Origin of the sequence: Microbacterium album (genome assembly GCF_014643695.1) — a bacterium.
Taxonomy (GTDB): Bacteria; Actinomycetota; Actinomycetes; order Actinomycetales; family Microbacteriaceae; genus Microbacterium; species Microbacterium album.
Genome location: NZ_BMJY01000003.1, coordinates 181,552 through 194,446, shown reverse-complemented (window position 1 = coordinate 194,446; position 12,895 = coordinate 181,552). Strand labels below are relative to the sequence as shown.

Here is a 12,895-nt window from a genome sequence, read left to right as displayed (position 1 = left end):
GGGTCGTCACGACACGCGTTCCCAGCGATCGCCTCCGTGCGCGGCCGCGACCCCGAGCGCGTCGTCGGCCGAGCGCAGGAGGTCGCTCAGGTCATAGCCGGCCGCCGAGACCGACGCCCAGCCCACGCTTGCCGACAGGGGGACGGTGGCGCCCGCCGCCGGCCCCAGGGCGGTGACGGTCACGAGCAGTTCGCGCACCTGCTCGCGCAGCACCTCCGTCGTCCGCGGCGCCAGCACGACCATCCAGCCGTCGCCGCGCCGGCCGATGTCCGCGTCCGCGGGGAACGCGCGCCGCACGCAGCTCTCGAACGAGTCGGAGAGCTCGCCGAAGCCGGCCTCGCCGCACGCGTCACGGAGGTCGGGGATGTCGTCGAGCCGGATGCTGAGGAGGGACCACGATCGCTCTTCGCGCTCACGGGCGCGCGTGAGGCGATCCGCGCCCAGCGTCGAGAAGTGCGCCCAGCGCGTGGGGACGTCGCGCCTGCCGGGCGTGGCACCCTGAGCGAGCCACAGCAGGCTCACGAGCGTGCAGACGGCGTTGACGAGCAGACCGATCCAGTTCACGCTGTGCGTGAGCACCAGATCCTCCGGGCCCGAAGCTGGGAAGAGGAAGATCGTCGCGGCGCTCACGAGGGCGATCAGGGCGAACGCGATCGACGCGACCCGGAGGGGGCGCAGCATCCGGTGGCCGCCCTCCGGGATCCGCGCGAGCTCGAGGAGAGTGAGGGCCGGGAAGACGCCGATCCCGAGGAAGACGATCCGGAAGACGACGCTGAACCCGGCGCCGTCGCCCGCGCTCGTGAGCGCGAGCGCGGCGGCGGCGCCCACCGGCAGGACGACCCAGCCCATGCTGGGCGCTCCGCGCCAGGCGCGCAGCCCCGCCCAGACCAGCACCTGGGAGGAGAACAGCACGCCGAGGGAGGCGCGCCTCAGCGTCTCCAGCTCCAGGCCCGTCGCCGTGACCGTCAATGACGTCGACAGCAGCGCCAGGGAGAACGCGAGCGACCACATCAGCGTCGCGCGGCTCGGCCGGGGCAGGAACCCGAGCCCGATCATCATGATGGCGGCGAGCGTGGTCACGGTGATCTGTGCGATTCCGAACTCGGGCGAGAGTCCCGGCGGAGCGGTCATGGTCGGGTCGTTCATCGGGTCTCACTCATCCTCGTCCGGCTCATCCTCGGGTCGGCACAGCAGCCTGGACCGGCAGCCGCACCGTGACGGTCGTGCCGCGTCCCGTTTCGCTCTCGACGTCGACCGTCCCGCCGTGCGCGGCGACGATGTCGCGGGCGATGCCCATGCCCAGGCCCGTGCCGGGCGCGGCGCTCTCCTGGGCCGTCGCCGCGCGGAAGTACGGCTCGAAGATGCGGGGGAGGTCCTCCGGCCCGATGCCGATCCCCGTGTCGGTCAGCATGAGCTCGGCGCCCTCATCGCCGCGACGGCACGTAACGCGCACGCTGCCCTCGCGAGGCGTGTACTTGATCGCGTTGCTGACGAGGTTGTCGACCACCTGGCGGAGGCGGAACGCGTCGCCCACGAGCGGGACGGGATCCGGCGCCACCAGGTGCAGCGACACGCCCTGTGCCGAGGCCGCGGGCCGGAACGAGTCGAGCGAGTTCTCCACGACGGAGCGCAGGTCGACCGGAGTCGGCTGCTGGGCGGTGTTGCGGCTCCCCGCGCCCGACAGCACCTGCCCGACGAGGACCTCCATGCGTTCGCCGGCTCGGCTGATGTGCTCGAATCGCTCGCGCGCCCAGTCGGGCAGGTCGCCCCGGTCGAGCGCCAGCTCCGCATGCCCGACGACGGCCGTCAGGGGATTGCGCAGCTCGTGCGACACGACCGCCGACAGCCGCTGATGGGCGCGCTCGGACTCGATCAGCGCCGTCACGTCGTGGACGATCAGAAGCACCGACGGCGGCTCGTCGCCGTCGCAGCCCACACGCCGGGCGGACACGGACAGTGCGTGCCACTCGCCGTCCGCGTCGAACAGCCACACGCGCTCGTCGTCGAACACCTCGCCGCGCGCGGCACGCGCGAGGGGGCGCTCCGGGGCCGGGAGCGCCTCGCCGCGGCGGGAGCGGTACTCGACCGCGCGGCCGGGATGGGCCGGATTCTCCGGATCGACCCCGTACAGCCTTGCGTAGGTGTCGTTCATCGCGATCAGCTCGCCGTCCGGGGAGAGGCGGACGATGCCGACGTCGATCGCGTTGAGCATGAGCGAGACGCTGCGCTCTTGCGCGCTGACGCGTTCGATGGTCGCCTGCATGCGGGTCGTCTGACGGCGGAGCAGCCGCTTGAAGGCCCGGGTCTGACGCGCGGACAGATGCGTGGTCAGGCCGATGAAGGTGAGGCACAGGGTCGTGACGATCACGCGCAAGGCCGAACTGTCACCGCCGCCGGTCAGCGCCGTGTCGGCGAGCATGATGCCGACGACCAGGACGAGCGCCCCGATGAGCGCCGTCAGGGGGAAGTGCGTCGCGAGCCACACGATCGGAAAGACCCACAGGAACCCGAGCTGCAGGTCGCCGCCCGCGCCCATGAACCCGATGCCCACGAGGTCTCCGAGGGGGAGTGCGATGACCGCGTGCCGCGGCAGTCGGTGCCAGGGAACCGCGACGGCGGCCATGGTCGTGCCGATGACGACCGCCAGCCCGGTCGCGAACGCCCAACTGGTGATGTGGCCCGGCATGAGCGCCTGGACGACGAGGGCGATGGCGACGACGCTGCCCGCGAAGGCCAGCTGCGTGACCCAGATCGACCGCGCGCGCGAGTCCGGCGCCCGCCCGCCCGGGGGCGGCGCGTGCGGCGCGGTCGCGCGCTCGATGCCCGACGCCATGGGCGCGTCCTACTGACCGCCCGCCGCGCCGCGAAGGCGCGCGCGGGCCCCGGCGTCGTCGCTCTGCGCCACGTCCCGCATCACAGGTCGAGAGACTCGCCCGGCTCGAGCACGTGGAACTCGCCGTCGCCCTGCTCCGTGGCCCACTGCAGCCGCGCATGGTGGATCCTGCGGCCCGCCACCGACAGCGTCATGTCGTGCACCCCGAACGCGCGTCGCGGCCGCACGGCGAGGACGAAGTCCATCGCGTCGCCCAACCGGAGCCACGGCCCGCCGACGGGGACCGCGAGGGTCGGCACGGTGACGCCGTCAGGCACGGCGTATGAGTCGCCGGGGTAGTACAGCTCGCCGTTGACGAGCACGCCGACGTTGTCGACGAGCGGGAGGCTCGAGTGGATCTCCTCGTGAGTGCCGCCGAAGAAGCGCAGCTCGAACGGGCCGGCCGTCACCGCCTCGCCCGCGTGGACGACCGTGACGTCGCGCCCCTCGATCGCGTGCGCGACGGCCGCCGTCGTGAAGACGGGGGCGGCGGGGGCGGCCTCGAAGATGCGATCGAGCTGCTCGGGAGTCCAGTGGTCGGCGTGCTCGTGGGTGATGACCACGGCCTCGAGCGCGTGCAGGTCGGAGAGCGGGGACGTGAACGAACCGGGGTCGATCAGGAGGGTTCGTCCCTCCGACTCGATGCGGAGGGCCGCGTGCTCGTGCTTCGTGATGCGCATGGAACGAGTCAACCATCCCGCGTGCTTCCCGCGCGACACGCGCGGGCGACGCCGGCATCCGGCCTCGATTTGTCCGGTCACCCCGAGACGTGGCATACTCTTCTAGTTGCCGAAACGCCAAGACGGCGGAGCGGGAACAGTGCGGCCCCATCGTATAGCGGCCTAGTACGCCGCCCTCTCACGGCGGTAACGCGGGTTCGAATCCCGCTGGGGTCACCATCGAGACAGCAGCCCGGTCCAGACGGACCGGGCTGCTGTCGTCTCGCCGCCCGCGCGCCCGTGCCCTACCATGAAGGCCACGGCGACCCCCGAGCATCGCCGGCAAGGCTACCCGGCGGTGGAGGCGAGATGAGGGCATGCGCGCGCGGCATCGCGGCGGGACTGCTGCTCGCCGCCGCGCTGGTGACCTCGGCGTGCGGACCCGCTCCCTGGACCTGGGACGGGCAGCCCCCGCAGGACACGCCGACGCCGACCACCACGCCGGTCGTGGTGCCCCGCCCCGTACCGAACGATCTGTCGGGCGGCTCGACGCAGCGCGAAGTCCAGGCGGGAGCCGTCACGGTGACGGTCGACTACTGGTCGACGCTCTCGATGGACCAGTGGACGGCCACGGCCCTCAAGCCGGTCAGCCTCTCGCTCACCGCCACCGTCACCCCGGACGACGGGCAGCGGGTGTATCTGCAGTCCGCCGCGATGATCGCCGCGCCGGGCGCGGAGGACGGCGGGCTCGCGCCGCTCGCCGAGCAGCGCGACCAGGCACGGGTGCAGCCCGGGTACCTCGTCCTGGATCCGTACAGCTACTCCAACACGTTCAACATCGGCGAGGTCCCCGCCGAGGCCACCTTCGTCACCGCGCAGTTCACGTTCGACTTCCTCGTGCAGACGACGCCGACGTCCGAGGAGTTCGCGAAGCAGTCCGCCACCGACACGCTCACGATCGCGATCACGCAGCCGCCGTCCGACGGCTGAGGGTGCCGCCGGCGCCGGAGTGGGGTAGAGTACACGCGCTCGCCCTGCACCCGCCGGTCCCGACGGCATCCCCCCGCAGTGCGCGAGTCGACGTACGAAGGTGAGCGCTCGTGAACCCGACACGATCTCCTCGGCCCCTGCGGCGTGCCGTCGCGCTCGCTCTCGGCATCGCCACCGTCGCGGCCACGACCGCGTGCTCGCAGCTGGCAGACGGATTCGGAGCGATGGAGCGCGCCCTGCGCGGCGACGACACGCCGGCGGTCGTCTCGGCGCCCGCTCCGACGCCCGCGCCGACCGACGCGGGGACGTTCGTCTCGGCGCTCAGCTCCGACGGCTCCGTGAGCCTGAGCACGGACATCGCGGACCAGCTCGAACTGCGGCTGGACGTCTGGATCGTCGAGCCGAAGCGGGCGGCGGAGTGGACGGCGGAGATCCCGAAGGCCTTCGGCTACGCCGTCAACGTGTACGACCACCTCGTCGACGAGAAGGCCGTGCTCGCGGACAAGCGGCGCGCCTACCTGTCGTCCGTCGCGATCAACTCGCGCACCTCACAGGGGTCCGGCCAGGTCGCCAGCCCCCTGCAGTTCAGCGCCGACCCTCGTGCACTGGTGCCGCGGGACACGCTCCGGTCCGAGCGCGGTCTGCTGCTCAACAGTTACCAGGGCGGTTTCCTCGTGCCGCAGACGAGGCTCGGAGAGCTGCCGGCCGACACGTACGGCGTGACGCTCGAGTTCGCCCTCACCGTGGAGGTCGAGGACTCCGTCGGGGAAGGGTCGGCATTCGGTCAGCAGACCGTGTACGAGTACGTCCCGATCGCGATCACGACGCCCGAACAGGGCGAGTGACCCGTCCGGAGTGCGCGTCGGTCCGTCGCGGTTGGGCGCCTCGCGGAACGCTTGAGGTGAAATTGCGGCGGCCTTAAGAGAGGCCCGAGGGAACCTCGCGGCCGCCCCGCTAATCTGGCTCGTGTCACCGCTACCCGAGCGGTGGCATCACGTGCGACGCCGGTACCCGACCGGTCCCGCACGCCGGCACCCGTGCGAGCGGGCGCCGCCGAGGTCGCGCCCGCCAGAGGGCGGCGGTCTCGGCGTGCGTCGCCTGTGCGCCCGCGGCGCCGCGACCCCGCCTGTGTCTGTGACCTGTGTCTGTAAGAGGTGAGCTACCGATGTCCGACGTGCGCAGCGTTTCCGGCCCCGCACACGTGCTCGAGCGCGTCCCCCCGGGGCGCGCGACCCGCGAAGCCGACGACGAGTTCGAGCCCGCGTTCCCCGATGATTTCGGCGCGGTCCTCGAGGACGCCACGGGCCACCGGTCCACGATCGGCTGCATCATCCCGGCGTATAACGAGGAGGAATCGATCGGCGACGTCCTCCGCGCGCTGCTGAACCAGACGCGTGTGCCGGACGTGATCCACGTGGTCGTGAACAACACCTCCGACGGCACGGTGAAGGTCGCGTCGGCGTTCGCCGGTCCGCACGAGATCGACACCCCGAACGGCCAGCAGTTCACTGAGGTCTTCGTGCACGACATCGGCAAGAACCCGGACAAGAAGGTCGGCGCGCTCAACTACGGGTACTCGCTCGTCGAGGGCTACGACTACCTGCTGGGCGTGGACGGCGACACGATCGCGGAGCCGGACGCGGTCGAGTACCTCGAGACGGAGGCGATCTCGGATTCCCGCATCGGCGGCATCTCCGCGATCTACACGATCGATGACCGGCCCATCAAGGGATCGGTCGCGAAGTTCCTCATCGCGGGACAGCGCACGCAGTTCGCCGCCTTCAACCTCCAGAACCTCCTGCGCGGGCGCAACATGGCCGTCCTCGGAGGGCAGTTCTCGATCTTCTCGACCAACGCGCTCCGCGAGGCGATGCGGCAGAACCACCAGACGACGCCGTGGGTGCGGGACAGCGAGGTGGAGGACTCGCTGCTGTCTCTGCAGATCAAGAGCGCCGGCTACCTCACGAAGATCAGCCCCTACGCGCGCGCGTCGGTGGGCGGCATGACGACGCTGAGCGCGTACGACGCCCAGCAGGTGAAGTGGACGTACGGGGCGATCGAGCTCATGTGGCCGGGACAGCGGGGGGACACGAAGGGCCAGCCCTTTCACCCCAATCTGCGGCTGCGGTGGTTCGAGAACTTCGGCATGCTCACCAACCTGTTCGTCCGCGTCGGGTTCGTGACCCTGCTCGCGGCATCGCTGTCGATCGACGCCTTCGTGTTCTCCCCGTGGTGGCTCATACCGCCGGTCGTCGCGACCCTCGTCAACCTCCGCGTGGCGCGCACGATGCGGGACTGCAACCGCCGGGACGTCCTGTTCGCTCTGCTGGTCGTTCCCGCCGAGCTGTTCATGTGGGTCCGGCTCAGCCACTTCCTGCGCTCCTGGACCCGGTTCCTCTCCCGCAAACAGGTCGACAATTGGGCGATGCAGGCCAAAGCCGAGCGAGGCGGGGGAAACGGTCACTGGGTGCCGCTCCTGCTCCTGGTGGCCGTGCTCGTCGCACTCGCGGTGATCTGGAACATGCTGGGGCCGCTCGTGCAGTCCTCCATCCTCTGGATCGGATGGCCCATCGTCGGCGTCGTGACGGTGGTGCAGACGCTGTTCCTCTTCTTCAAGCTCACGCGGCGTCACCACGGCTACCGCGTGTGAGGGCCGTCACGGCCCCGTCAGCACCTCCGCGGTGAGCCGGTAGCCGACCCCGCGCACCGTCTCGATGTACCGCGGGCTCGCCGCGGAGTCGCCCAGCTTGCGACGCAGGTTCGTCATGTGCGCCTCCACGGCGCGCTTGTCGGCTTCGCCCACGAAGTACGACGTGACATACGACTCGCCGCGCAGCACCAGGGTCAGGTCGGCCTTGCTGCGCACGCGGCGCTTCGACTCGAGCAGGGTGGCGAGCAGGTCGAACTCGGTCCGGGTGAGTTCGAGGACGCGGTCGCCGGCGATCACGACGCGGGTCTCGGGGTTCAGGCGCAGATCGCGGTGGCGGAGCCATCGCTCGCCGGCGCCGTCCCCGCCGTCTGCGAGCTCGAGCTCCGTGCCCGGGGCGGTCGCGCCCGCCGGCGAAGGTGCCACCCAGGCGTCGGCGGGGGCGCTGGGGGCGCCGGAGGGCATCGCATAGACGGGCGGAGCGGGCGCGATCCGGTCGGCCGCCGATACCGGAGGCTGCGCGTATGCGTGCCCTGCGTACGCCTGCAGGTGCTGTCGGCCGCCCGGAAACGAGGGGCCGACGCTCTCGGGCCGCTGCTGCGGCGGGGCGGGCACGGGCTGCTGGCGACGCATCACCGCGTCGATCCGGGCGCGGAACTCGCGTGCGCGGAACGGCTTGGTGATGTACTCGTCCGCGCCCGCGCCGAGGCTGAGCACGACGTCGGCCTCGTCGTCGAGCGCGCTCACCACGATGATGAACGTGTCGCTCTGAGCCCGGATGCGCCGGGCCGTCTCGAACCCGTCGATGCCGGGGATGTTCAGGTCGAGCGTCGTCAGGGCGGGCCGATAGGTCAGCACCGCCTGCACGCCGTCGATGCCGTTGCCGACCGAAACCGTCGAGAACCCGGCGGATTCGAGCACGCCGACCAGCACATGCCGCACATCGGGGTCGTCCTCGATGATCACGGCGGTCTTGTTGTGTGCTGTCTCGGGGGACATGTCCGCCACCTTCACGGGAGGTCGCGCGCCGTTCGGGCACAGGGGCACGCGATTTTAAGTCATTGAATCACACATGCGGGACGCGGCGTCCGCAGACGCGGCGTCGCCGGGTCATCGGGACCGGGCGTCGCGGGTCAGCTCGATCGCCGCGGCGTCCCACCAGTCGCCGGCGGGAGGACCGCCGTTGCACTCGCCGTCGCTCTCGCCCGGGGGCTTGATCCACAGGTTCGTGTCCACGACCTCGTCGCCGTACGTTCCGGGCGCGTCTCCGACGACGCGCCCGCGGGGATTGCACCACTCGTCGGTCGCGCCGGCGCCGTTGCGGGAGGTGTCGACGATCGCGTGTCCCCACCCCAGCTCGGCCGCCAGGGCGTGCGCGTAGGCGAACTCGTCGTATGTGGTCTGGTAGTTGGAGACGTTCGTCGCGAAGCCGCGCACGCGCTCACGGACGCCCACCCGATCGATGAGCGACGCCATCCGCTCGACGGGCAGCCAGTTCGAATGCCCGCCGTCGAGGTAGATCCACGTGTTGCGGCCCTCCAGTCGCTCGACCGCGCGCCGCAGCTGCGCCGCGCGTGCGGGGATCGACGCGCACTCGGGCGCGAGGGCCAGGCTGTCCGGTTCGAGCACGACGATCTTCTGCACGTCGCCGGCCGCCGCCAGGGTCGAGCCGATGAGGGCCGTCCATTCGTCGTACTCCGACTCGTCCAGCCCGCCCGCCGAGTACTGGCCGCAGTCGCGCTGGGGTAGGCCGTAGACGACGAGGGCCAGCGCAGCCTCGTGCTCCCGGGCCTGGGCGATCAGGCCCCGCACGCGGGCCTCGACTCGGGACGCCGGGTCCCGCTCGGGGGTGAGCCAGTACGCCGACGGTTGCGCCGCGAGGTGCTCCGCCGCCGCGCGTGCCGCGCTGCCCGCAGCGGCCGCGGCAGCGGCCTGGGCGGCCTTGGACTCACCGGGTGCCAGGACGACGGTCCCCACCCCGGGCGGCTGGGCCGCGGCGAGGCGTGTCGAGGCGCTCGCAAGCCCCGCGAGCAGCCCCGGTACCGCGACCAGCAGCGACGTCAGCGCGAGGACGAGGACGACTCCGAGGCCGCGTCGCGCGGGGTGCGCTCGTCGTCCGTCTCCGCGGCGCCGGGGGCGCGCCGGTGCCGGGGGCATCACCATGGCACCCGACTCTACCGAGGGTGGCGCGGGGGTGCCGTCGTCCGGCTCAGCGGTCCTCGAGGATCCGGGCGCGAACCTCTCGGCGCAGTACCTTCCCGATGAGTGAGCGCGGCAGGTCGTCCACGACGACGATGCGCCGCGGCACCTTGTAGGCGGTCAGGTGGGTGCGGCAGAAGTCCCGCAGGGCCTCGACGTCGATGCCGGAGCCCGCGCGCAGCACGACGGCGGCGGCGACGCTCTCGCCCCCGTCGCCGCGCGGCACCCCCACGACGCTCGCCGCGCTCACATCGGGGTGCGACTCCAGCGTCTGCTCCACCTCGGTCGGCGAGACGTTGAACCCGCCCGTGATGATCAGTTCCTTGAGCCTGTCGACGATCGTCACGAAGCCGTCTGCGGAGACGGTCGCGACGTCGCCCGTGCGCAGCCAGCCGCCGTCGAGCAGCGCGGCGGCCGTCTCGTCGGGCCGCCGCCAGTAGCCCTGGAACACCTGGGGTCCCCGCACCAGCAGCTCCCCCGGTTCGCCGGGAGGCAGGTCTTTCGCGGGGTCGTCGAGGTCGACGATCCGGATGTCGGTGCTGGGGAACGGCACGCCCACGGTGCCGGGCCGCCGCGAGGGCCCCATGGGGTTGCCGAGGGCGACGGGCGAGGTCTCCGTCATCCCGTAGCCCTCGACCAGCAGGCCTCCTGCCGCCTCCTCCCATCGCTCGACGGTCGCGACGGGAAGGCTCATGGCCCCCGAGATCGCGAAGCGCACCGTGGACAGGTCGATCTGGCCACGGGTCGACGCGCGCGCGAGCTGGTCGTAGATGGGCGGCACGGCCGGCAGGAAGGTCGGCGGGCTCTTGCGCGCGGCGTCGGCCACGAGCCCCACATCGAAGGCCGGGAAGAGCACGAGCCGAGCGCCGATGCTGAGGGCGAACGTCAGGCACAGCGTCATGCCGTACGCGTGGAAGAGCGGCAGCACGCCGTAGAACGTCTCCGCGCCCTCGCGCAGGCCCGGGACCCAGGCCTCGCCCTGCATCGCGTTGGCGCGCAGGTTGCGGTGCGTCAGCACGGCGCCCTTCGGGGTGCCGGTCGTGCCGCTGGTGTACTGCAGCAGCGCGATGTCGTCCAGCTCCGGCCGCGGCGTGCGTCGCGGCAGGCGGCGACCGCCCGTGAGCGTCGCCCAGGTCAGCACGCGCCGGGCGGAAGGCCTGCCGGTGAGCCGAGCGCGCGATGCGCGGGCCTTGGGGACCGGCAGCCGCAGTGCCAGCCGCTTCCCGAGCGGCAGCGCCGCCGTCACGTCGACGCTCACGATGACGTCCGGTCGCACGTCCGCCGGAAAGCCCGCGATCGTGTCGTACGTCTTGTCCCACACGATCGCGTGCCGGGCGCCATGATCCTCGAACTGATGGCGAAGCTCCCGCGCCGTGTACAGCGGGTTGTGCTCCACCACGATCGCCCCGAGCCGCAGCACGGCGTAGAACGCGGCGACGTGCTGTGGGCAGTTCGGCAGCACGATCGCGACGCGGTCGCCCTTGCGGACTCCTCGGCGCCTCAGGCCCTCGGCGGCCAGGTCGACCTCGCGCGCGAGCTGCCGGTAGGTCGTGACCTGGCCGAAGAACTCCAGCGCCGGCAGCGAGCGGTGCTTCGCCACGCTCGCATCGAGCATGTCCGGAAGCGTCTGGGTCACCGGGCCGATCTCCGCCGGGACGCCGGGCGGGTATGCGGACAGCCACGGCCTCGAGGCATACGGTCGGGATGACGCCACGGTGTCCTCCTCGGATGTGCCGGATCGGATCGGATCAGCCTACCCGTCCCTGGCCCTCCTGGCACGGCGCACGAGCCGTGCGACGGCCCAGACGACGGCGCCGGTGAACCCGAGCACGGCGACCCAGGGGAGGAGGAAGCCGAGCGCCACCACGATGCCGTTCACGGTCGCCAGCAGACCGTTCCAACCGGCGCGGAGCCCGTCCGCGAAGCCCGTGGGATCCGGCTCGACGGGCGGGGCGTCCGTCACCAGGGAGACGGCGAGGGCCGACATCGTCACGCGCCCGTCGAGGTGCTCCAGCTGCTGCTCGAGCGACTCCAGCTCCGACTGGCGCTGCGCCAGTGCCGTCTCGACCTCGACGAGGTCCGACACGCTCGCGGCCTCCGCGAGCAGGGCCTGCAGCCGTTCCACGAAGGCCCGTGCCGCGTCGACGCGCGCCCGCAGGTCGAGAGCCTGGGTCGTGACGTCCTCCGTGTGCACGCGGCTGCTGGAGACCTCGCCCAGGTCGTCCAGCGCGGCCATGGCGGCCTCGAGCGACTCCGCCGGGACGCGGATGCTGACGTACCCGCCGTCGTCGGGAACGGGAATGGGCATGTACTCGCCGTGCGGCGAGACCAGCCGGCGGTCGCCGCCCACCGACAGCTGCTCGACCCAGCCCCCGTGCTCGGCCGCGAGACCGGCCACGGCGTCGGCGGCGTGCTCGACATCGTCGACGACGACCACGGCCGTCGCCGTGCGGGCCACCTCGCGCGCCGTCTCCGCGCGCAACGGCGAGGACGTGCCGGGGGAGACGGCGGCGTCTTCGCGGACCGCACCGGACCCGCCGTCGCCGACGTCCCCGCCGGACAGCGGGTCGGGCTCCGCCGGGACCTGGACGATCTCCGGCATGCCCGGTCCCGCCTCCGAGGTCACTCCGATCGTCGCGCCGCCGGATCCGGACCCCGAGATGCCCTGCATCACGGCCGGCGAGATGACGGCCGCCACCGCCACGATCGCGGCGGCGACGGCGCCGCCCTGCCAGAGGCGGCGCCTCCGCCGCCCCCGGGCGTGCTGGGAGGCGCGGTGATCGGCGATCGCGTCGAAGACGCGCGCCTCCATGCGCTCGAGAGTCTCCTCGGAGACATCGGGCAGCGCCTCGGGCGCCGCATCGGCGGGCTTGTCGTTCGCGCTCACTGGGCTTCCTCCCTCACGACGGTCCGCAGCCGGGTGCGAATGCGGGAGAGACGGTTGCGGACGACCCCGTGTGCGACGCCGAGCTCTTCGGCCGCCGTCCGGTACGCGTAGCCCTCGGAGACGCACAGGCGGAAGATGCGCTGATCCAGCGCGCTCAGCCCCTTCACCTCTCGCAGGATGCGTTCGACCAGGTCGGCGTCGGCCACCTGCTGCTCCACGTCGACCGTGTCGGGTGCACGATCATCCAGTTGCTCGGCGGCCGCGCGCCGCAGCGATCGCAGGCGGTTCGCGGCCTGGAAGCGGCAGATCGTCGCCAGCCACGGCAGCAGCGACTCGCCGGCGAGCTCCAGCCCGGCCAGCTTGCGCCACGCCACGACGAACGTCTCCTGGGTGACGTCCTCCGCGTCGGGCGCGGAGCGCAGCAGCCCGTGCGCGATCCAGTACACCGGCCGCGCGTGCCGACGATAGAGCGTCCGGAACGCGTGCTCGCTCCCCGCCGCCGCGCGGGCGACGAGCTCGGCGTCGCTCGTGCTGTCCGTCATCCGTCCGCCATTCCATCCGCGGCCCCGGTCGGGCCGCCTCATTGTCTCTCACTCGAGGAATGTCGCGACGGCGCGGATCGTCTCACTGAGCGGCATCTC

The 12,895-nt window shown here is 72.0% G+C and carries 11 protein-coding genes and 1 tRNA gene; 4 read left to right on the top strand and 8 right to left on the bottom strand.

Going from position 1 to position 12,895, the window contains the following annotated elements; genetic code table 11:
• Nucleotides 1–6 precede the first annotated feature (6 nt).
• The 3 genes from IEX37_RS05720 to IEX37_RS05710 all read right to left on the bottom strand — a co-directional run bounded on the left by IEX37_RS05720 (nt 7) and on the right by IEX37_RS05710 (nt 3,552).
• A complete protein-coding gene (locus IEX37_RS05720; protein WP_188755282.1) occupies nt 7–1,146 on the bottom strand; it encodes a diguanylate cyclase domain-containing protein in 1,140 nt (379 codons plus the stop codon).
• Nucleotides 1,147–1,171: 25 nt separating this feature from the next.
• Nucleotides 1,172–2,833, bottom strand: a complete 1,662-nt coding sequence (locus tag IEX37_RS05715) for a sensor histidine kinase (RefSeq protein WP_188755281.1) — start codon at nt 2,831–2,833, stop codon at nt 1,172–1,174.
• An 80-nt stretch (nt 2,834–2,913) separates the two neighbouring features.
• The gene (locus IEX37_RS05710) at nt 2,914–3,552 is read right to left on the bottom strand and encodes an MBL fold metallo-hydrolase (protein ID WP_188755280.1); all 639 of its coding nucleotides are present in this window, start codon (nt 3,550–3,552) and stop codon (nt 2,914–2,916) included.
• Nucleotides 3,553–3,695: 143 nt separating this feature from the next.
• Between IEX37_RS05710 and IEX37_RS05705 the strand changes: the two genes are divergently transcribed.
• The 4 genes from IEX37_RS05705 to IEX37_RS05690 all read left to right on the top strand — a co-directional run bounded on the left by IEX37_RS05705 (nt 3,696) and on the right by IEX37_RS05690 (nt 7,171).
• Nucleotides 3,696–3,771, top strand: a tRNA-Glu gene (locus IEX37_RS05705).
• A 129-nt stretch (nt 3,772–3,900) separates the two neighbouring features.
• Nucleotides 3,901–4,521, top strand: a complete 621-nt coding sequence (locus IEX37_RS05700) for a hypothetical protein (protein WP_188755279.1) — start codon at nt 3,901–3,903, stop codon at nt 4,519–4,521.
• Between the two features lie 110 nt (nt 4,522–4,631).
• On the top strand, nt 4,632–5,366 hold the full coding sequence (locus IEX37_RS05695; RefSeq protein WP_188755278.1) for a fructose 1,6-bisphosphatase: 735 nt from the start codon (nt 4,632–4,634) through the stop codon (nt 5,364–5,366).
• Between the two features lie 320 nt (nt 5,367–5,686).
• On the top strand, nt 5,687–7,171 hold the full coding sequence (locus tag IEX37_RS05690) for a glycosyltransferase family 2 protein (RefSeq protein WP_188755277.1): 1,485 nt from the start codon (nt 5,687–5,689) through the stop codon (nt 7,169–7,171).
• 6 nt (nt 7,172–7,177) lie between these two features.
• On the opposite strand, the gene IEX37_RS05685 is transcribed toward IEX37_RS05690, so the two are convergent.
• The 5 genes from IEX37_RS05685 to IEX37_RS05665 form a co-directional block, all read right to left on the bottom strand.
• Nucleotides 7,178–8,167, bottom strand: a complete 990-nt coding sequence (locus tag IEX37_RS05685; protein WP_188755276.1) for a response regulator transcription factor — start codon at nt 8,165–8,167, stop codon at nt 7,178–7,180.
• A 111-nt stretch (nt 8,168–8,278) separates the two neighbouring features.
• Nucleotides 8,279–9,331 carry a glycoside hydrolase family 6 protein gene (locus IEX37_RS05680; RefSeq protein WP_229663096.1) on the bottom strand — a complete coding sequence of 351 codons (1,053 nt, stop codon included), beginning with the start codon at nt 9,329–9,331 and terminating at the stop codon, nt 8,279–8,281.
• Between the two features lie 46 nt (nt 9,332–9,377).
• A complete protein-coding gene (locus IEX37_RS05675; protein ID WP_188755275.1) occupies nt 9,378–11,081 on the bottom strand; it encodes a long-chain-fatty-acid--CoA ligase in 1,704 nt (567 codons plus the stop codon).
• 39 nt (nt 11,082–11,120) lie between these two features.
• On the bottom strand, nt 11,121–12,254 hold the full coding sequence (locus IEX37_RS05670) for a DUF4349 domain-containing protein (protein ID WP_188755274.1): 1,134 nt from the start codon (nt 12,252–12,254) through the stop codon (nt 11,121–11,123).
• Nucleotides 12,251–12,796 (bottom strand): RNA polymerase sigma factor, encoded by a 546-nt coding sequence (locus IEX37_RS05665; protein ID WP_188755273.1) that lies wholly within the window; start codon nt 12,794–12,796, stop codon nt 12,251–12,253. Before IEX37_RS05665 ends, IEX37_RS05670 begins: the two co-directional genes overlap by 4 nt.
• Nucleotides 12,797–12,895 lie beyond the last annotated feature (99 nt).

Coding starts and splice junctions, on each gene's coding strand:
- IEX37_RS05710 (WP_188755280.1), bottom strand. CDS start 3,552: ATGCGCATCACGAAGCACGAGCACGCGGCCCTCCGCATCGAGTCGGAG.
- IEX37_RS05715 (WP_188755281.1), bottom strand. CDS start 2,833: ATGGCGTCGGGCATCGAGCGCGCGACCGCGCCGCACGCGCCGCCCCCG.
- IEX37_RS05690 (WP_188755277.1), top strand. CDS start 5,687: ATGTCCGACGTGCGCAGCGTTTCCGGCCCCGCACACGTGCTCGAGCGC.
- IEX37_RS05720 (WP_188755282.1), bottom strand. CDS start 1,146: ATGAACGACCCGACCATGACCGCTCCGCCGGGACTCTCGCCCGAGTTC.
- IEX37_RS05685 (WP_188755276.1), bottom strand. CDS start 8,167: ATGTCCCCCGAGACAGCACACAACAAGACCGCCGTGATCATCGAGGAC.
- IEX37_RS05665 (WP_188755273.1), bottom strand. CDS start 12,796: ATGACGGACAGCACGAGCGACGCCGAGCTCGTCGCCCGCGCGGCGGCG.
- IEX37_RS05700 (WP_188755279.1), top strand. CDS start 3,901: ATGAGGGCATGCGCGCGCGGCATCGCGGCGGGACTGCTGCTCGCCGCC.
- IEX37_RS05680 (WP_229663096.1), bottom strand. CDS start 9,331: ATGGTGATGCCCCCGGCACCGGCGCGCCCCCGGCGCCGCGGAGACGGA.